The organism is Pleomorphomonas sp. T1.2MG-36, from assembly GCF_950100655.1.
Lineage (GTDB): Bacteria > Pseudomonadota > Alphaproteobacteria > Rhizobiales > Pleomorphomonadaceae > Pleomorphomonas.
Genome location: NZ_CATNLY010000051.1, coordinates 66,533 through 85,489, shown reverse-complemented (window position 1 = coordinate 85,489; position 18,957 = coordinate 66,533). Strand labels below are relative to the sequence as shown.

The following is an 18,957-nucleotide window of genomic DNA, read 5'->3' as shown; positions in this document are numbered from 1 at the left end:
AGGCAACCTTGATGGGCAGCGGGATTCCCATCGGAGCCGACGCTTTGGACGCGCTTCGCCAGCGGGCTCCTTCCCAGGAGTTCGCCGGCTGGCGGCGTCGCAACTTTTCGGGCGCGCCTCTAGCGAGAAAACCGAACAGCCTGTATTTTTCCCCGACGTGCAACTTGCTACGGAGCAGCCGGGTCACCCCCGCACCCCATGGGCTACCTCTTTGAAATCGGCGTTATCTTCATCCTCCTTATATTGAACGGTCTTTTTGCGATGTCCGAGCTGGCGGTGGTTTCCTCCCGCCGCCCGCGCCTCGAGGCTTTGGCCGCCAAGGGCTCGAAGGGCGCCGCGACGGTGTTGAAGCTCGCGGCCAATCCCGGTCGTTTCCTGTCCTCGGTGCAGATCGGCATCACCCTGGTCGGCATCCTGGCCGGCGCCTATTCCGGCGCCACCCTGTCGGAGCCCTTCGCCCTGTTCCTGGTTGCCGAAGGCGTTCCCACCGCCTTCGCCTCCGCGCTGTCCATCGCCGTGGTGGTCGGCCTGATCACCTATTTCTCGCTGGTGATCGGCGAGCTGGTCCCCAAGCAGATCGCGCTCGCCAACCCCGAGGCGGTCGCCTCGATCATGGCCCGACCAATGCTGGGCGTTGCCTTCGTCGCCACGCCGGTCGCCTTCGTCCTCGAACGGTCCAGCCGTCTCATCATCGGCGCCCTTGGCCTGAAGGCAACCGGAGAAAGCACCGTCACCGAGGAAGAGATCAAGGCGGTGATCGCCGAGGGCACCAACTCCGGCATCCTGGAGCCCGAGGAAAAGGAGCTGATGGCCGGCGTCATGCGCTTCAGCGACCGCTCCATCCGCGCCGTCATGATCCCGCGCCCCGACATCACCGGCATCGATCTCGACTGGGACGACCGGCGCATCGTCGAGGCGATCGCCTCCTCGTCCCACTCGCGCTATCCGGTTTTCACCGGCTCGATCGACATGGTGCAGGGCGTCATCCAGGCCAAGGATCTTCTCGACCAGCACCTGAAGGGTGAAGCGCTCGACCTCCGGAGCCGCATCCGTCAGGTCGACATGGTGCCCGACACCGCCTCGGCCCTCGACGTGCTCGACACGCTGCGCCGCTCGCCGTTGCAGATGGTGATGGTGATCGACGAATACGGCTCGGTCGAGGGCATGGTCACCGCTGCCGACATCCTGACCGCCATCGTCGGCAACCTCGGCGGCGAAGCCGACGAGGAGCTCAGCGAGATCGTCCAGCGCGCCGACGGAAGCTGGCTGATCGACGCCGACCTCGGCGTGGACCTCGTGGCCGAGAAGATCGACTGCAAGGGTCTCGACGACCCCGAGCGCGACTACGAAACGCTGGCCGGCTTCGTGCTGTCGGTGACCAAGGCCATCCCATCGACCGGCGACATCGTCGACTGGCGCGGCTGGCGGTTCGAGATCGTCGACATGGACGGGCGCCGCATCGACAAGGTGCTGGTCACCGCGCCGGCACAGTCTCAGGGTTGATACCCGTTCCGCTTGATCTGGTTGCATCCAGCTCAAGCGGAAGCGGGATGATACGAAACCGCCGGAGGAGCCGCCAACGCGGCGCCCTCCGGCGGTGCATCACGCAATTCGACAGTGAAACGGCTTTCAGTCGTCGCCGGGCTGTGCGCCGATCTGCTCGACGATGCCGGAACAGGCGGCGGCGCAGGCGTCGACCGCCTCGCGGCCGACGGCGTCGGCGAGGCGCTGGCCGAGTTCGGCATAGGTCGCCTCGATCGGCGCGATGGTCTTGCGGCCATAGTCGGTGAGCGACACCAGCGTCTTCCTGAGATCCTCGAACTGCTGCGCCCTGGCGATCAGGTCGCGCGCTTCAAGATCGCGCAGAATGCGCGACAGGCTCGACGCCCTGACGAAGGTGTTGGCGGCGAGCTCGGAGGCGATCATCGGCGACCGCGCTCTCAGCTCGTGCAGCACCCGCCATTGCGGCTCGGTGAGGCCGGCCACCTTCATGCTCGGCCGGAGAGTCTCGATCACCGACTCATAGGCGAGCAGAAAGGTTTTCATGAGGTCGGGCTCGACCGTGTCGGCTGCCTCCCCGGCATTTTGCCGGACGGAGGAAAGGAGAATGCTAGTGACCACTTTGCTGCGACCTTGGGAGAATCGTGTGCCTTTTATACCTACTAAACAATAATGACTGAGACTTCAAGCATGCACCTCGCATATGGCGCGAATAGCCAATCTCCGGCAAAGTCTTCCGACAAGTTTCCATTAACCGAACTATCTATGAAAATTGTTTCCTAAGCGCTTACGTAATTACATTTACACAAGGGAATGCATATGAGTGTTCTTGCCCGATAAATAAGATTTGAACATATCAGTCTCGACGCGTTTTAAAGTACGCGGCCACTGACAACGATGGCGGTTGACCGAGGTAACGTTATACTATAACGGTTTCCGCCTTGATCGTCGCCGCCGAGCTGCCATGCCGCAACATCCCCTTCATTCGTCGCCCTCCCCGTCCACCGACGCCGGCCGATCGGTCACCGTCGTCATACGGCCGTCGGTGCTGCGTTTCGGTCTCGCCGCCCGCCTCGCCGGCGCCGGCATTCTCGTCGCCGGCATCTGGGCGACCATCGGTTGGGTGCTGCGATAATGGACTTCGCTCGACAGGGTCGATCGGACGGCGGCGCCTCGCTGGCCTTCCGGAACGCCACCATCGGCTACGACGGCCACCCGGCGCTGCACCATCTGTCGGCCAGCTTTCCCGCCGGCAGCATGACGGCCGTCGTCGGTCCCAACGGCGCCGGCAAATCCACCCTGCTCAAGGCGGCGATCGGGCATATCCGGCCGATCGGTGGCGAGATCGCCATCGGTGGCTGCCGGCGGACCGAGATCGCCTACCTGCCGCAACTTTCCGAGATCGACCGCGGTTTCCCGCTGCCGGTGTTCGACTTCGTGGCCATGGGCCTCTGGCAGCGACGCGGCGCCTTCGGCGGCTTCAGCCGCGACGACGACGAGGACGTGGCGCGGGCGCTGGCCGGCGTCGGCCTCGTCGGCTTCGAGCAACGCCCGCTCGACACGCTGTCCGGCGGCCAGCTTCAGCGCGTGCTGTTCGCCCGCCTTGCCCTTCAGGATGCACCGCTGATTCTGCTGGACGAGCCGTTCACCGCCGTCGACGACCGCACCATCGGCGAACTGATGGACGTGGTTGCCCGCTGGAATGCCGAGGGACGCACCGTGGTGGCCGTACTGCACGACCTTGAACTGGTACGCAGGCGCTTTCCCCGAACGCTGCTCGTCGCCCGCCGGCTGATCGCCGAGGGCGACACCGACGACGTGCTGACGGCCGAGGCCCTCGCCGCCGCCCGCCACCACATCGAAGCCTGGGACGAAGCCGCCCCGTACTGCGAGGCCGAGGCCGCCCGATGACCCTTGTCGATCTTCTCGCCGCCTTCTCCGACTTCGCCTTCATGCGCAGGGCGCTTGCCGGCTGCCTGGTGCTTTCGGTGGCCGCCGCGCCGGTCGGCGTGTTCCTGATGCTGCGCCGCCTGTCGCTAACCGGCGACGCCATGGCCCACGCCATCCTGCCGGGCGTCGCGGCGGGCTACCTCCTCGCCGGACTCAACCTCTGGGCCATGACGGCGGGCGGTCTCGCCGCCGGCCTCGCCATCGCCTTGCTGGCGAGCGCCATCACCCGTCTGACGCCGCTCCGGGAAGACGCCTCGCTCGCCACCCTCTATCTGGTGTCGCTGGCGCTCGGCGTCATCCTGATCTCGGCACGCGGCTCGGCGGTCGACGTGATGCACCTGCTGTTCGGCTCGGTGCTGGCCATCGACGACACCGCCCTCATCTTCATCGGCATCGTCGCCTCCATCACCGTCGTCGCCTTCGCGGTCCTGTGGCGGCCGCTGGTGCTCGAATGCGTCGACCCCGGCTTCCTGAAGGCGGTCGGCGGACGCGGCGCGGCGATCCACGTCGCCTTCATGCTGGTGATGGTGCTGAACCTCATCGCCGGCTTCCAGGCGCTCGGCACGCTGCTGTCGGTCGGCCTGATGATGCTGCCGGCCGCCAGCGCCCGCTTCTGGACGCGCTCGCTCGGCGCCATGACGGCGCTCGCCATGGCCTTCGCCGCATTGTCGTCGGTCGCCGGCCTGACCGCCTCCTTCGCCGCCAACCTGCCGTCTGGCCCGGCGATCATCGTCGCCGCCGGCATCCTCTATGCGCTGTCCGTCGCCTTCGGCCCCACCGGCGGCCTGATCGCGCGGCTGCGCCCGGTGCGCCACCGCACCGGCTGATACCGTTTCCGTCGGGTTTCGACCTTTCGGGCGGAACCTGACGGAAGCGGAAGCGCCCGACCGGGCGCCGGCCGGTCAGGCCGAAACCCGCTTGAGCCGCCCGTTTTGAGCCGGAGGAGTCCGGATCAAGCGGAACGCGTATGAGATCGCTTTCGAACGGATGCGGAAAATCCGGGGGATCAGGACGAGCCCGACTTCGGCGCGTCTCCCGACGGCTCGGTTCCCTTGGCCAGCGCCGATTCGATGCGCTGGCGGGCGACCGCGTTGCGGGCGCGCAGCAGCTTCAGGCGGTTGGCGAGATCGTCGATGCGAGCCTCGTCGTCAACGTCCTCTTCCCCACCCTTCGCGCTCTGCCGCTCCGGCTGCCGCTCGGTCTTCGCACCGAAATCCACATGGATGACGGGCGCCGCCGGTCCGCTGGAAACGACCGGCGGATGGATCAGCGGCGGCGTGTGGGTGAGGTCGGCGATGGTCTCGGACAACACGGCGATACGCGCTTCGGCCTCGACCAGCGCCATCTTCATGTCGGCCGCGAGCGATTCCGCCTCGTCACGGCTGGTTTCGGCCTCCATGGCCCGGACGCTGACCTGGCGCTGCAGGTCGCGCCGCTCGGCGTCGACCCGCGCCACCGCCTCGTGGGCATAGCGGGCAATGGAGTGCGCCTCGTCGAGGCGCTTCTCGTAGTCGGCGATGGTCGCCTCGAAACTGACCTTTTCCGCTTCAAGCGCCCGGGCCAGATGGCGATCCTTGGAACTCTGGAGCTGGGCCGTGGCAACCGCCTGCCGCGCCGCGTCGAGTTCGACCTCGACCCGCGCCATGCGCGCCGCCATCTCGGCCCTGATCGCGTCCTTGGCCGCCGCCATTTCGGCGACCGAACGGGGCAATTGCTGGTCGAGCCGACGCCGATAGAGACGCACGGCGCGCGAGTTGATCGCCGGCATCAGCAGCAACGCGCCGAGCCCCGCCGTCAACATCCCCGCCAGAAAGATCAGCACCGTCTCGATCACGTCATGCCATCCCGCGGCAGATCAGTCCCAGACCACCATTTGTCGCGCATTGGTAACGAAACGGTCAAGGGCGGACCGGCGTCCACGCCTTTCCGATGACGAAAAAAATGGCGAAAGCCGTTATTGCGTATCATCAAGCCGTCAGAATGGGTTCCAGGTGGCCTGCGGCGTGAACTTGAGATAGCCGACGTTGACCCCGAGACGGGCGCCGACGCCGGTCCGCACCGGCACCAGCGTGATATCGCCCTGGCGCAGCGCGGTGATGCCGAAGCCACCAACCAGGTAGGCCGAACCGTTGACGCCCCCGAACCGTTGGTAGATCGACTGCACCGAGGGCAGATTGTAGACGAGGATCATGGTGCGGGCGCCGTCGCCGCCGAAGTCGATGCCGAAGCTCGGCCCCTGCCAGTAGACACGCGAGTTGCCGGCGTTGCGGGTGTAGAGGACGCCCTCGCCGTAGCGAAGTCCGCCGAGAAAGGCGCCCGAGCCTTCCTGGCCAAGGATGTAGCCATTGGGCTGGCCATACTCGGACGCCGACCGCTCGATCGCCGAAGCGAGGCCGCTCGACATTTCGCCAAAGAACTTGTGGCCGGTATCCACCAGTTCCGACGACGAGTAGGTCTGCGGAGCCTGCTGGGCGACGGCGGGCATTGCCGCCGAAACAACGAAGGCCAGCAGGAGGAACGGCAGCGCTTTCAGCGCCGACAGACGCAACGACATCGGCATTCCCTCCATGTCCCGCCCGCCAACCGCTCGACATGGCGGAGCGACGAGACCTTCCGAACATTAACCTCGCCGACACCCCGCCCTGCCAAGATGAAACGCGAGGGTCGGCCGGTGACATCATGAGCATACAGACGAATCAGACATCACAGCGGCAAGATTGGGTGAGTTTTATCGCCCGCGCCATTGTCTTGTCGCTGTTTCTCCTCATCCCTTGCCAGCCGGTAAACGCACTAGACGAAAGGATAGTGTTCGATCCATACACCGGATTGTCGCTCGGCGGATACGACCCGGTGGCCTACTTCGTCAACGGCGCGGCCATGGCCGGCCTTCCCGACTACGAGGTCGTCTACGGCGATACCTACTGGCATTTCGCCACCGAAGGCAACGCCGCCGCCTTCCGTGCCTCACCGGCCGCCTACATTCCCGGCTTTGGCGGCTACGCCCTGGCAGCCGTGGGGCGCGGCGTCGCCCAGCCCGGCAATCCGACGGTGTTCGCCATCCACCGCAACCGCCTCTATCTCTTCGCTTCCGAGAACGAACGGCAGACGTTCCTTGCCGACCCCGAAGCGATGATCGCCGCCGCCGCCGCCCGCTGGCCCGAAGTGCTGAAGGTGCTCGCCTACTGAAGGCGCGGGGTTTGCCCGTCTTTTGCGCGGCTGTCCGGGCCGGAAAGACGCATGTCGGCGCATGACGCCGCCGCAAACCGGTCTTTCCTTACCAATATGTCATCGATCTTTGCGGTGTTCGGCGGCTTCCCGTGCTTGTGACCACCGGCAGCGGGCGTTATCCATGAGCCCAAACAATCGCCCGATTCGTCGGTGGGCCTTGCCCGTCGTCGGCCCTGAACCCAATGGAACCGCCCATGTCCGACCTGGCCAAGCTGGAAGCCCTGGATTTTGCCGCCCTGCTCTGCTCGCGCGTCTGCCATGACATCATCTCGCCGGTCGGCGCCATCACCAACGGCCTCGAGGTTCTCGACGAGGAAAACAACGAGGAAATGAAGGCGTTCGCCTTCGACCTCATCCGCAAGAGCGCCCGCACCGCCTCCTCCAAGCTGCAGTTCGCCCGCCTCGCCTTCGGCGCCGCCGGCTCGGTCGGCGCCGAGGTCGACCTCGGCGATGCCGAGACGGTGGCCAAGCGCTACATGGAAAGCGAAAAGGCCGACCTCGACTGGCAGGCCACCCGCCGTCTTCTGCCCAAGAACCAGGTCAAGCTGCTTCTCAACGTGCTGCTCATCTCGCTGCAGGCCATTCCCCGTGGCGGCAAGGTGGTGGTCCGCGTCGAGGGCGACCTGCCCTTCCCGGTCCAGCGCATCGAGGCCACCGGCGCCGCCTCGCGCATTCCGCCCCGCGTCGCGGAGCTTCTGGCCGGCGATCTCGGCGACCATGTCGATGCCCACGCCATTCAGCCGTACTACGCCGGAGCGCTCGCCCGAGAGGCCGGTCTTGCCATCGAAATCTCCAAGGATGGCGACACCGTCATCTTCGAGGCGAAGGCGACGGCCTCAGCCCTTCCGGTCGAGCGAGCTGAATAAAGCGTTAACCGCCTCCACAATTACTGATAGTCGCGACATATCCTTGAGGATCATGCCACGTGCCGCATGTCGACGTGCTTCGACATGTGCGTCGCAAACACATGTTTGAAGCCGACACTTCAATCAATATTAACAGTTTGACGGGACACTTCCTCCCAAAGCGGCTGGTAGAGCGAGCGCCCCAAAAGGAATGCGGCGCTTCCGGTTCGGCCTTCCCTGGGGGTGAAGTATGGACGACCTTTTGCGTGAATTCCTCACCGAGACAAACGAGTCGCTCGATACCGTAGACGTGGAATTGGTGAAGTTCGAGCAAGAGCCGAACAACGCCCGCATTCTCGATAACATCTTCCGCCTCGTCCATACGATCAAGGGAACCTGCGGTTTCCTCGGCCTGCCGCGCCTTGAGGCGCTGGCCCATGCCGCCGAGACGCTGATGGGCAAGTTCCGCGAAGGCGCTGCCGTCACCGAGGAGGCGGTCAGCCTCGTCCTGCAGACCATCGACCGCATCAAGGGCATCCTGGCCGAGCTCGAAGCCAACGAGGGCGAAGAGCCCAAGGGCGAGGACCGCGACCTGATCTCGCTGCTGGAGGCCATGTCGATGGCCGAAGCCGTCCCCCGCAAGGAACCGCCCAAGAAGGACAAGAAGGAAACCGCCGGCACGCTGGTGGCCCAGGTGCTGGAGCGCGAGCTTCGCCCCGGCGAAGTGTCGCTCGACGAGCTTGAGCGCGCCTTCCGCGAAACGGAAGTCGAGGTGGCAGTCACCGCCGAGGAGCCGGCCGCCGAGGAAGCGCCCGCTCCCGCCCCGGTCGGCATCGACTTTGCCCGCGTTGCCGCCGAGATCGAAGCGCGCATGAAGCAGGCCAGCCCCGACGACAAGCTGGGCAAGGCCAAGTCCGCCGAGGAAGGCGAAGCCGAGGCCGAGGCCAAGAGCGAAAAGGGCTCGGTGTCCAGCCAGTCGATCCGCGTCAACGTCGAGACGCTCGAACACCTGATGACCATGGTCTCCGAGCTGGTGCTGACCCGCAACCAGCTGTTGGAGATCGTCCGCCGTCATGAGGACAGCGAATTCAAGGTGCCGCTGCAGCGCCTTTCCAATGTCACCGCCGAGCTGCAGGAAGGCGTCATGAAGACGCGCATGCAGCCGATCGGCAACGCCTGGCAGAAGCTGCCCCGCATCGTCCGCGATCTAGCCCAGGAACTGAACAAGCAGATCGAGCTCGAGATGGTCGGTGCCGACACCGAACTCGACCGCCAGGTGCTGGAGCTCATCAAGGACCCGCTCACCCACATGGTCCGCAACTCGGCCGACCATGGCCTCGAGCGTCCCGATGATCGCCGCAAGTCCGGCAAGACCGAGAAGGGCACCATCCGCCTCGCCGCCTATCACGAGGGCGGTCACATCATCATCGAGATCGCCGACGACGGTCGCGGCCTCAACCTCGATCGCATCAAGCAGAAGATCGTCGAGAACGGCCTCGCCAGCGAAGCCGAACTCGAGAAGATGACCGAAAGCCAGATCTACAAGTACATCTTCGCCCCCGGCTTCTCGACCGCCGCCAAGGTGACGTCGGTGTCCGGCCGCGGCGTCGGCATGGACGTCGTCCGCACCAACATCGAGACCATCGGCGGCACCGTCGACCTCAAGTCGGTGCAGGGCAAGGGTACCACCTTCACCATCAAGATCCCGCTGACGCTGGCCATCGTCTCGACGCTGATCGTCGAAAGCTGTGGCGACCGCTTCGCCATCCCGCAGCTCTCCGTGGTCGAGCTGGTGCGCGTGCAGAACAACTCCGAGCACCGCATCGAGCGCATCAAGGACACCCCGGTCCTTCGCCTGCGCAACAAGCTGTTGCCGCTGGTGCCGCTCGCCGGTCTCCTCAAGGTCGAGGTGTCGTCCGAGAAGAGCGAGGACGAGGGCTTCATCGTCGTCATGCAGGTCGGTAACGTCACCTTCGGCCTGGTGGTCGACGGCGTCTTCCACACGGAGGAAATCGTCGTCAAGCCGATGTCGAAGATGCTGCGCCACATCACCATGTTCTCCGGCAACACCATCCTCGGTGACGGCTCGGTGATCATGATCGTCGATCCCAACGGCGTTGCCAGCGCCATCGGCACGGCCGTCGCCGCCGACGCGCTCGACAACCACGCCGACGCCGACGCCGCGCGCGGTATCGACAACGACGCCAAGATCTCCATGCTGCTGTTCCGCGCCGGCTCGCCCGAGCCCAAGGCGGTGCCGCTGTCGCTGGTCACCCGCCTGGAGGAGTTCGAGATCGAGAAGATCGAGCATTCCAACGGCCGCGACCTCGTGCAGTACCGCGGCTCGCTGATGCCGCTGGTCTACCCGAACTACGAAGTGCGCCGCCGCGAGGAAGGCACCCAGCCGATGCTGGTGTTCTCCGACGCTGGCCGCTCGATGGGCCTCGTCGTCGACGAGATCGTCGACATCGTCGAGGAGTCGCTCAACATCCAGGTCGGCTCCGACGTGCCGGGCGTGCTCGGTTCGGCGGTGATCAAGGGCAAGGCTACCGAGATCCTCGACATCGGCCACTACCTGCCGCTGGCCTTCGAGGACTGGTTCAAGCGCAAGGAGATCTCCTCCGCCGCGCTGACGCGCAAGCTCCTCTTCATCGACGACAGCGCCTTCTTCCGCAACATGCTGGGACCGGTGATGAAGGCTGCCGGCTTCGACGTGACGGTCTGCTCGTCGGCCACCGAGGCCATGCGCCTCCTCGGCGAGGGCGCCACCTTCGACGTCATCGTCTCCGACATCGAGATGCCGGTGGTCAACGGCTTCGAGTTCGCCGAGATGTTGCGCCGCGACGCCCGCTTCCGGCAGACGCCGATCATCGCCCTGTCGGCTCTCTGCACGCCGGCCTCGATCGAGCGCGGCCGCCAGTCGGGCTTCGACGAGTACGTCGCCAAGTTCGACCGTCCGGGCCTGATCGCCGCCCTCAAGGAAATCACCAGCGCTGACTATGGGATTGCAGCATGACCGCCACCAGCCACACCCCGGGCGCTGCCGCCAACGACAGCCACTCCGGCCAGATCCAGTACGTGACCGTGTTCATCGGCGGCCAGTTGTTCGGCCTGCCCATCCACAAGGTGCATGACGTCTTCGTGCCGGAGAGCATGACGCGCGTGCCGCTGTCGGCCCCGGAAGTGGCCGGCGTGCTCAACCTGCGTGGCCGCATCGTGACGGCGATCAACATGCGCCGCCGCCTCGGCCTGCCGCAGCGCGAAGGCAACCACGGCATCATGGCCGTCGGCATCGAGTATCGCGGCGAGTCCTACGGCCTCATCATCGACGAGGTCGGTGAGGTGCTCAACCTCGACGCCTCCGGACGCGAAGCCAACCCGGCCAACCTCGATGGTCGCTGGGCCGAAATCTCCGGTGGTGTCCACCGCCTGTCGGGACAGCTGATGGTCATCCTGGATGTCGAGCGCGTGCTCGGCCGCATGCAGGGCGACATGGCCGCCTGACGTGACCGCTCAAGAAAGCCGGCGTCACCGCCGTGAGGAGTGAAACAATGAAGACCTGTCTCGTGGTCGACGACTCGAGCGTCATCCGCAAGGTGGCCCGGCGCATTCTCGAGGACCTGTCCTTCACCATCCTCGAGGCCGAGGATGGCCAGCAGGCGCTTGAAAAGTGTCAGGAGACGATGCCGGACGCCATCCTGCTCGACTGGAACATGCCGGTGATGGATGGCCTGGAGTTCCTCGCCCAGCTTCGCAAGCTGGACGGCGGCGACACGCCCAAGGTGGTGTTCTGCACCACCGAGAACGACGTGGGCCACATCGCCCGCGCCATCCGGGCCGGCGCCAACGAATACATCATGAAGCCCTTTGATCGGGAAATTGTCGAAGCCAAGTTCCAGGAAGTCGGGCTTCTCTGACGGTTCACAGATCGATGCGAAATTGGAGCCCGATCTAATGTCGGCCATCGCGCGCGCGCCCTCATCTTCCGGAACCGTGACCGACCCCATCCGCGTGATGGTCGTCGACGACTCCGTTGTCATTCGCGGCCTCGTCGGCCGCTGGCTCGACGAAGAGCCCAACCTCGCCGTGGTGGCCAGCCATCGCAACGGCCGCCTCGCCGTGGACGACGTCCTCCGGTCCAATCCCGACGTCGTGATCCTCGACATCGAGATGCCCGACATGGACGGGCTCACCGCCCTGCCCCTTCTCATCGAGAAGAAGAAGAACCTCGTCGTGGTGGTCGCCTCGACGCTGACGCGCCGCAATGCCGAAATCTCGCTGAAGGCCCTGTCGCTCGGCGCCGCCGACTACGTGCCGAAGCCCGAGTCCAACTCCGGCGTCACCACATCGGCCGAATTCCGCCGCGAGCTCATCGAGAAGGTGGTCAACCTCGGACAGCGCGCCAGGAAGCGCGGCATGCCCGGCGCGATCCCCGGCGGCCGGCCGATGGCGCGGTCGCTGACCAATGCGATGCAGCCGGGCGCCGCCGCGCCGAGCGCGTTGCGCGCCTCGCGTCCCACCAGCTTCACCATCCGCTCCTATTCCTCGGTGCGTCCGCGCATCCTCGCCATCGGCTCGTCCACGGGCGGCCCGCAGGCACTCAATACGCTGTTCGGCGAGATCGGGTCGTCCATCGGCATGGTGCCGGTGGTGATCACCCAGCACATGCCGCCGACCTTCACCGCCATCCTGGCCGAGCACATCACCAAGGCGGCCGGCCGCCCGGCCAGCGAAGGTCGCGACGGCGAGGTGATCCAGCCCGGCCACATCTACGTGGCGCCCGGCGGCAAGCACATGCTGCTTGTCAAGAACGGCAACGACGTCATCGTCAAGCTCTCCGACGCACCGCCGGTCAACTTCTGCAAGCCGGCCGTCGACCCGCTGTTCAAGTCTGTGGCGGAAATCTACGGCACCGCGACGCTGGCCGTCGTGCTGACCGGCATGGGGTCCGACGGCGCCGAGGGCGTGCGCAAGATCGGCGAGATCGGCGGCAGCGCCATCGCCCAGGATGAGGAAACGTCGGTCGTCTGGGGCATGCCCGGCGCCGCCGCCCATACCGGAATGTGCTCCGACGTTCTCCCGCTCAACGAGATCGGCCGGAAGGTGTCCAAGATCCTGCTCGGAGGCCGTCCATGAGTCCGGCGGAATACGACTACCTGCGTCAGTTCCTGAAGAGCCGTTCCGGCCTCGTCCTGTCGAACGAGAAGCAGTATCTCATCGAAAGCCGCCTTCTGCCGGTGGCCCGCAAGGCCGGTCTGCAGTCGATCGCCGCGCTGGTCGCCAAGCTGAAGGAGCCGCGCGAAACGGTTCTCGCCGAGGCCGTCGTCGAGGCGATGACCACCAACGAGAGCTTCTTCTACCGCGACAAGACGCCGTTCGAGCATTTCACCCAGATGATGATGCCGGAGCTTCTGAAGGCTCGCGCATCGCAAAAGAAGATCCGCATCTGGTGCGCCGCCGCCTCCACCGGCCAGGAGCCCTACACGCTCGCCATGTGCCTCAAGGAGATGGAGAGCAAGCTCGCTGGCTGGCGGATAGAGATCCTCGGCACCGACATCTCCAACGAGGTGCTGGACCGCGCCAAGGCCGGCACCTACACCCAGTTCGAGGTGCAGCGCGGCCTGCCGATCCAGCTGCTGCTGAAATACTTCACCCAGCAGGGCGAAAGCTGGACCATCGCGCCGCAGCTCCGCTCCATGGTGCAATGGAAGAAGTTCAATCTGCTCGAAAGCTTCGCCGGTTTCGGACAGTTCGACATCGTCTTCTGCCGCAACGTGCTGATCTATTTCGACCAGACGACCAAGGTGGACATCCTCGGCCGCATCGCCAAGACCATGACGCCGGACGGCTATCTGGTTCTGGGCGCCGCCGAAACGGTGGTCGGCCTCACCGACGCCTTCAAGCCGGCTCCCGACCGGCGCGGCCTCTACGTTCCCGCTGCCGCCATCGCGCAGCCGGCGCCGCGCTTCTCGGCGCTTGCGAGCCTCGCCCGGGGCTGATCGGTCAACGGTTCGAATCGCCGTGCGCCCGATGGACGCACGGCGATTTCGTTTTCCAGCGATGGCCGATGCTTGCCGAGATCTGACCCATGTCTTCGGCGTCGTGCCAAAACGGCGCCGTTTGCCGTTCATTCTCCGGCGGCGGCCTCGGCACGGCGAACGGCGCGCGGTCGCACCGGCAGCGTGACGAACACCAGGCAGGAAATCACCAGCAGCGCGCCGAGCCAGCCGGACGGCTGCATCCGCTCGCCGACGATCGCAACGGCCAGAACGGCGGCGATCACCGGCTCGACCAGCGTGATGGTGATCGCCATGCTGGCCGGAATGCGCGCCAGGGCGAAGCCGAAGGCGACATAGCCCATGAACATCGGGATGACGGCCATGTAGGCGCCCACTGCTAGATTGGTCCAGGAGGCGAGGAACGGGCCTCCCGTGACGATCAGCACCGGCATCAGCAGAACTCCCCCGATGCCGAACGTCGCCCCCATGGCGGCCGGCGACGGCACGCCGCGCAGCATCAGGCGCCGCGCCACCCACGAGTAGAGGGCATAGGTCAGGCCGCCGACGATACCGCAGAGGATGCCGGCGACGACGACGTCGCCACCGACAGGGCCGCCCGGCAGGCCCTTGGCCGAGGCGAGCAGCGCAATGCCGACGACACCGACCAGCGCGCCGGCCATCCACCGCCGGGTCAGCGGCGTTCGGTCGAAAGCCAGCTCGATCAGTGCCGAGAACACCGGCGCCGACCCGATGGTGACCACCGTTCCGATGGCGACGCCGGCAAGGCGCATCGATCCGTAGAAGGCCAACGGATAGACGGCGACGGAGGCGCCGCCGAGCAGCAGCAGGGCGCGATATCGCATCAGCAGGCGGAGCGAGCGGGCGATGCTGCCGCCAGCGCGCAAGGCCTGCATCAATCCGCCGAGCCCCATGGCCGCCGAGCCGATGGCGGCGGATCCCACGTCAGGAGCGAACGTCGCGGCGGTGCCGGTGGTGCCCCAGACGATGGAGGCAAACAGCACCGCAGCGACACCCAGAAGGTGATCCCTTGGGGTTCCGCTCATAGCGCATCGATCATGTCGGAGGCCATCGCACGGGCGGTGGCGACATTGGCGCCGGTGCCGTCCAGTCCGGCCCTCGCCATCGCCCCTTCCAACAGGAAGGAGATGTGCTTGGCGATCGTCGCGGCCCTGTCGTCGGGCAACACCTTGTGGAGATGCCCGGCGAGGATGGCCTCGACCTCCTGCTTGTGCCGCCGGACCGCCTGCCGGCCGGCGTCGCCGGTCGCCAGTTCGGCCGCCGCGTTGAGCAGGCCGCAGCCGCGAAACCCGCGCTCATAGGCGAATTCCGCGTGATCCTGGTAGGCGTCGAACACGGCGAGCACGCCCTCCTTGGGGCTCGACGCCCCGGCAAGCCGCGCCTCGTAGAGCGCCAGCCATTCGGCATGGCGCGCCTCGATATACTGGTTCACCAGATCGGCCTTGGAGGCGAAGTTGTTGTAGAGGCTCTTCTTGGCCACGCCGGCCCGTTCGACGATGGCATCGATGCCAGTGGCGCCGATGCCGTCGTTGTAGAACAGCACCTGCGCCGCGTTTAGCAGCCGCTCCCGGGCGCTCTGACCATCGGACTTCATGACCAACACCTCTCTAAAGTAGGTAGGTCGGTATACCTACATGAACAACGAACGACGTCAAGGGCCGGCAATTCGGACTGCCACGCGGCAAGCCGATCTCGTCCCCCATTTCGAGGTCCAGGGCGGAAGCCCGTCCCTGCGCCAAGGCGTCGGTCGGCGCGATCGCGGCGCCTGTGATCTTGCGGCGCCGCGCGGCCGGGTGACCCGATTGGCAGTCCGGAGCTCAGTCGCCGAAGCGGCTGACGATATCGTCCAGCGCCGGGCGCGGCCGATCGGTCGGCGTGATGGTGGGCGTGCCGATGTGGATGAAGCCGACGAGGGTCTCGCTTTCGGCCAGCCCGAGAGCTGCGCGCGCCTCGGCGTCATAGGCCGGCCAGTCGGTCAGCCAGCAGGCCGCATACCCCATGGCGTGGGCGGCGATCTCCAGGTTGAGGCAGACGGCGCCAGCCGAATAGATCTGCTCGATCACCGGAATCTTGACATGCTCGGCCGCCCGGCCGACCACCGCGATGACCAACGGCGCCATGGACAACCGACGCCGCTCCTCCTCAAGCCTTGCCTCGGATATGTCCGGCCGACGCACCGCGGCGATCTCGCTCAGCCGCCGCCCGGCCTCGACCCGCGCCTCGCCCTCGAAGACGATGAAGCGCCACGGCGCGAGCTTGCCGTGGTCGGGCACCCGCGAGGCGATGGTGAGCAGCGTCCGCAGCTCGTCGGCGCTCGGGCCGGGCGCAGCGAGCATCTGGGCCGGAACGGAGCGGCGGGTGAGCAGCAGGTCGAGGGTGGCGTTCATGAACGGAGAACTCCGGAAGGATTTGCGTTGGCCGAACCGGCATAGCTCCGTTCGACCTGCATGGAAATACCTAGAGCAGGTCCAGCAAAAGCGGATACCTGTTTTGCGTCCGAACCCGCGTCCCGACAAGATCGAGAGCACCCGCCGATGGGCTAGCCCACAACCCTGAGCCCGGACTTGAAATCAACACGATGATCGGCCAAAACTGGCGACCATGAAGAGCTTGGCTGACGCGAGAGTGCGACGCATGGCATGGTGGACCGTTGCCCGCGACGGTTGGATGGCTGTGGCCATCGCCCTGGCAACCGTGGTTGCGACACCCGCCCTTGCCCAGGAGCCGCCGCCGATCGGAGGCCCCAGCGATGAGCCGATGCCGGGCTTCATGCAGCCCGGATCAGGTCCGCTGCATCTTCTGCCGGCGCCCGGTAGCCCTTCGACGGCGCCGCTGCCCGAGGCCGCCACGCCCTACGCGCCCAGCACCGCCCCGGCCGTCGAGACGAAGCCGCTCGCCACCGTCGCGCCGCGCGAGACGGCGACGCTAGCGCTGACGGCCCGCCTCACGCCCGACGGTCCGCCGCTCGGCGCCGGCGTCGTCTGGCGGGTGTTCGGCGAGGCGCAGGGTCCGGACGGCAGCCGCGAGCTGGTGGCCGAACGGCACGGCGGCTCGGCCGATTTCGTGCTGAAACCGGGCGGCTATTTCGTCTATTGCGGCTTCGGCTATGCCGGCACCACCGAGCACGTCGTGGTCGGCACCGGCCTCAAGGCGGAATCGATCATTCTCAACGCCGGCGGCGTCCGCCTTGCGGCGGTGACCGGCAAGGACCGCCCGCCGCTCGACAGCAACGACCTCAGCTTCGACATCTTCGCCCAGGAGCTGGATTCGCATGGTGAGCCCAAGGCGGTCGCCCTCGACGTCGCCCCCGGCCAGATCGTGCGCCTGCCGGCCCAGGTCTACAACGTCATCGCCAACTACGGCGACGCCAACGCGCGCACCACCGCCGACATCGACGTCAAGGCCGGCAAGCTCACCGACATCACGCTGACGGAGAAGGCCGCCAAGATCACGCTTAAGCTCGTGAGCAGCGAAGGCGGCGAGGCCATCGCCAACACTCGCTGGTCGATCCTGACCCAGGCCGGCGACCTCGTCACCACCGGCGTCGGCGCCTTCCCCTCCTTCGTCCTCGCCGAGGGCGACTACACCGTCATCGCCAACCACGAGGACGGTCAGTTCCAGCGCGTGGTCAGCGTCGTCTCGGGCGAGAACGCCGACGTCGAGGTGTTGGCGAAGGGCAGCGAGACGCTCACCAACTGAGCGATGGCAAGGGACTCATCGGAGTCCATGCCGGTTCAGCGCGAGCCAGCGGGACTCATGCGAGTCATCACCATCCATGGCCGACCATGGGCGCTGCCCATCGGCCATGGAGCATTGCCGGTGACCGGTATCGCCCAAACCATCCCTTGCCGAACCGCGAAACCGGCTCCGAAGCCGGCCTCATTCCTCGATGTAGCGGGTGAAGGCGTCCTTGAAGTCGGGGTGCCAGCGCGACAGCGCCGGGCGGTTGTGAATGACGTCGCCGATCGCCCAGGCCATGCGCTTCTCGTCGAGGCGGCGCGGCGTCTCGTTGTCCGGGCAGAGAATGTAGAAATCGCCCTTGGCGAGCCCTGCCAGCATGAAGTCCACCACCTCCACCGCATGCCAGGCGCCGGCTGGCTTTTCGGCCGCGGGATCGGACGCCGTCAAGCCGGTGAACGTCCAGCCTGGGATCAGCAGGTGGGCGCTGAGCCGGCTGCCACGGCTGCGCAGCTCGTGGGCGAGTTGCTCGGTCACCACCTTCACCGCCGCCTTCGACGTGTTGTAGGCGGCATTGCCCGGCGGCGTGGTGATGCCCTGCTTGGAGCCGGTGTTGACGACGTAGCCAGGCCTGCCGCCCTCGATCATGCGCGGCACGAAGGCCTGGACGCCGTTGACGACACCCCAGAAATTGACGTCCATCAGCTTGCGCCAATTGTCGGGATTTTCGAGCACGCCGCCGCCTTCGCCGATGGCGGCATTGTTCATCAGGAGGTCGACACAGCCGAAGCGTTCGAAGGCGGCAGCGGCCAGCGCTTCCACCGCCGAGGCATCGCCGACGTCGGTCGGCACGGCAATGGTGTCGGGACTGCCGGCCGCCTTGGCCGCCGAGGCGGTGGCGGCCAGTTCGCCGCCGACGACGTCGGCCAGAACCAGCTTCATGCCCTTTTGGGCGAGCCGCAGCGCCGCCGCCCGGCCGATGCCGCGCGCCGCTCCGGTGATCACCGCGACCTTGCCCGTTGTGATGATGTCATCGGCCATGATGGCCTCCTGGTTGTCCGTAGACTGAAAGCGGCGACCGCCGCCATTGGGTCAGCGCGCCAGTTCCTTGAGACCCTGGCGGATCAGTTGGGTGGTGGTCGCCTCGCTGCCGATCGACTTGGCCGCGGCCTGAACGGCGGCGGCGGCCTGCAACTGCGCATAGCCGAGGTTGACCAGCGCCGACACCGCCTCGGCCACCGGGCCGGAGACGCGCGCCTCGGCGACGTCGACGGCGACGCGGATCACCGACGGGTCGGCATCGGCGAAGGCCGGCGCCTTGTCCTTGAGTTCGGTGGCGATGCGCTCGGCCACGCGCTTGCCGACGCCCGGCGCCCGCGAGATGGCCGTCAGGTCGCGCATGGCGATGGCGGTGGCGAGCTGGCCGGGATCGAGCACCGACAGCACGGCGAGCGCCACCTTGGCGCCGACGCCCTGCACCGTCATCAGCAGGCGAAACCACTCGCGCTCGATGTCGTTGGAAAAGCCGTAGAGGCGGATCATGTCCTCGCGGACCATGGTCTCGATGGCGAGCGTCGCCGCCTCGCCGGCCTTGGGCAGGCGCTGCAAGGTCCGCGACGAGCAATAGACCTGATAGCCAACGCCGTGAACGTCGAGGATCATCCAGTCGTCGCCGAAGCTGTCCACCACGCCCTTGAGCTTGCCGATCATGCTGCCCT

20 protein-coding genes are annotated in these 18,957 nt (G+C 66.4%); 12 read left to right on the top strand and 8 right to left on the bottom strand.

What is annotated here, in order from left to right:
- Positions 1-198: 198 nt before the first annotated feature.
- On the top strand, positions 199-1,503 hold the full coding sequence (locus tag QQZ18_RS19650) for a hemolysin family protein (protein WP_284542662.1): 1,305 nt from the start codon (positions 199-201) through the stop codon (positions 1,501-1,503).
- 126 nt (positions 1,504-1,629) lie between these two features.
- On the opposite strand, the gene QQZ18_RS19645 is transcribed toward QQZ18_RS19650, so the two are convergent.
- On the bottom strand, positions 1,630-2,046 hold the full coding sequence (locus QQZ18_RS19645; RefSeq protein ID WP_284542661.1) for a MarR family transcriptional regulator: 417 nt from the start codon (positions 2,044-2,046) through the stop codon (positions 1,630-1,632).
- A gap of 418 nt (positions 2,047-2,464) precedes the next feature.
- Here QQZ18_RS19645 and QQZ18_RS19640 point away from each other — a divergent pair, with 418 nt between their 5' ends.
- Genes QQZ18_RS19640 through QQZ18_RS19630 form a run of 3 tightly spaced genes read left to right on the top strand, consistent with a single transcriptional unit; the run spans position 2,465 to position 4,277 of the window.
- Positions 2,465-2,635, top strand: a complete 171-nt coding sequence (locus tag QQZ18_RS19640) for a hypothetical protein (protein WP_284542660.1) — start codon at positions 2,465-2,467, stop codon at positions 2,633-2,635.
- A complete protein-coding gene (locus QQZ18_RS19635) occupies positions 2,635-3,411 on the top strand; it encodes a metal ABC transporter ATP-binding protein (protein WP_284542659.1) in 777 nt (258 codons plus the stop codon). The genes QQZ18_RS19640 and QQZ18_RS19635 overlap by 1 nt, the downstream gene beginning before the upstream one ends.
- Positions 3,408-4,277, top strand: coding sequence for a metal ABC transporter permease (locus QQZ18_RS19630; RefSeq protein WP_284542658.1), 870 nt, complete (start codon positions 3,408-3,410; stop codon positions 4,275-4,277). Before QQZ18_RS19635 ends, QQZ18_RS19630 begins: the two co-directional genes overlap by 4 nt.
- A gap of 179 nt (positions 4,278-4,456) precedes the next feature.
- On the opposite strand, the gene QQZ18_RS19625 is transcribed toward QQZ18_RS19630, so the two are convergent.
- Together QQZ18_RS19625 and QQZ18_RS19620 are read right to left on the bottom strand one after the other, a co-directional pair.
- Positions 4,457-5,284, bottom strand: a complete 828-nt coding sequence (locus QQZ18_RS19625) for a hypothetical protein (RefSeq protein ID WP_284542657.1) — start codon at positions 5,282-5,284, stop codon at positions 4,457-4,459.
- A gap of 141 nt (positions 5,285-5,425) precedes the next feature.
- Positions 5,426-6,010, bottom strand: a complete 585-nt coding sequence (locus tag QQZ18_RS19620; protein ID WP_284542656.1) for a DUF1134 domain-containing protein — start codon at positions 6,008-6,010, stop codon at positions 5,426-5,428.
- Between the two features lie 245 nt (positions 6,011-6,255).
- On the opposite strand from QQZ18_RS19620, the gene QQZ18_RS19615 reads away from it, so the two are divergent.
- From QQZ18_RS19615 to QQZ18_RS19585, 7 genes are all read left to right on the top strand, one after another.
- Positions 6,256-6,636, top strand: a complete 381-nt coding sequence (locus tag QQZ18_RS19615; protein WP_284542655.1) for a YHS domain-containing (seleno)protein — start codon at positions 6,256-6,258, stop codon at positions 6,634-6,636.
- 236 nt (positions 6,637-6,872) lie between these two features.
- On the top strand, positions 6,873-7,544 hold the full coding sequence (chpT, locus tag QQZ18_RS19610; protein ID WP_284542654.1) for a histidine phosphotransferase ChpT: 672 nt from the start codon (positions 6,873-6,875) through the stop codon (positions 7,542-7,544).
- Between the two features lie 229 nt (positions 7,545-7,773).
- Complete coding sequence (locus QQZ18_RS19605; protein WP_284542653.1) at positions 7,774-10,539, top strand: hybrid sensor histidine kinase/response regulator; 2,766 nt, start codon at positions 7,774-7,776, stop codon at positions 10,537-10,539.
- Complete coding sequence (locus tag QQZ18_RS19600; RefSeq protein WP_284542652.1) at positions 10,536-11,027, top strand: chemotaxis protein CheW; 492 nt, start codon at positions 10,536-10,538, stop codon at positions 11,025-11,027. Before QQZ18_RS19605 ends, QQZ18_RS19600 begins: the two co-directional genes overlap by 4 nt.
- Positions 11,028-11,074: 47 nt before the next feature.
- The gene (locus QQZ18_RS19595) at positions 11,075-11,440 is read left to right on the top strand and encodes a response regulator (protein ID WP_101290277.1); all 366 of its coding nucleotides are present in this window, start codon (positions 11,075-11,077) and stop codon (positions 11,438-11,440) included.
- Between the two features lie 37 nt (positions 11,441-11,477).
- Positions 11,478-12,659: a protein-glutamate methylesterase/protein-glutamine glutaminase gene (locus tag QQZ18_RS19590; RefSeq protein ID WP_284542650.1), complete on the top strand. Its 1,182-nt coding sequence runs from the start codon at positions 11,478-11,480 to the stop codon at positions 12,657-12,659.
- On the top strand, positions 12,656-13,522 hold the full coding sequence (locus QQZ18_RS19585) for a CheR family methyltransferase (protein WP_284542649.1): 867 nt from the start codon (positions 12,656-12,658) through the stop codon (positions 13,520-13,522). Before QQZ18_RS19590 ends, QQZ18_RS19585 begins: the two co-directional genes overlap by 4 nt.
- A 128-nt stretch (positions 13,523-13,650) precedes the next feature.
- Here the strand turns inward: QQZ18_RS19585 and QQZ18_RS19580 are convergent, their stop codons facing one another.
- The 3 genes from QQZ18_RS19580 to QQZ18_RS19570 all read right to left on the bottom strand — a co-directional run bounded on the left by QQZ18_RS19580 (position 13,651) and on the right by QQZ18_RS19570 (position 15,948).
- Positions 13,651-14,586: a DMT family transporter gene (locus tag QQZ18_RS19580; RefSeq protein WP_284542648.1), complete on the bottom strand. Its 936-nt coding sequence runs from the start codon at positions 14,584-14,586 to the stop codon at positions 13,651-13,653.
- Positions 14,583-15,155, bottom strand: coding sequence for a TetR/AcrR family transcriptional regulator (locus QQZ18_RS19575; RefSeq protein WP_284542647.1), 573 nt, complete (start codon positions 15,153-15,155; stop codon positions 14,583-14,585). The genes QQZ18_RS19580 and QQZ18_RS19575 overlap by 4 nt, the downstream gene beginning before the upstream one ends.
- A gap of 223 nt (positions 15,156-15,378) precedes the next feature.
- Complete coding sequence (locus QQZ18_RS19570) at positions 15,379-15,948, bottom strand: nitroreductase family protein (RefSeq protein WP_284542646.1); 570 nt, start codon at positions 15,946-15,948, stop codon at positions 15,379-15,381.
- 247 nt (positions 15,949-16,195) lie between these two features.
- On the opposite strand from QQZ18_RS19570, the gene QQZ18_RS19565 reads away from it, so the two are divergent.
- Complete coding sequence (locus QQZ18_RS19565) at positions 16,196-17,260, top strand: hypothetical protein (protein WP_284542645.1); 1,065 nt, start codon at positions 16,196-16,198, stop codon at positions 17,258-17,260.
- Between the two features lie 180 nt (positions 17,261-17,440).
- Here QQZ18_RS19565 and QQZ18_RS19560 read toward each other — a convergent pair whose 3' ends face one another.
- Positions 17,441-18,280: an SDR family NAD(P)-dependent oxidoreductase gene (locus QQZ18_RS19560; RefSeq protein ID WP_284542644.1), complete on the bottom strand. Its 840-nt coding sequence runs from the start codon at positions 18,278-18,280 to the stop codon at positions 17,441-17,443.
- A gap of 51 nt (positions 18,281-18,331) precedes the next feature.
- Complete coding sequence (ruvA, locus tag QQZ18_RS19555) at positions 18,332-18,949, bottom strand: Holliday junction branch migration protein RuvA (protein WP_284542643.1); 618 nt, start codon at positions 18,947-18,949, stop codon at positions 18,332-18,334.
- Between the last annotated feature and the right edge of the window lie 8 nt (positions 18,950-18,957).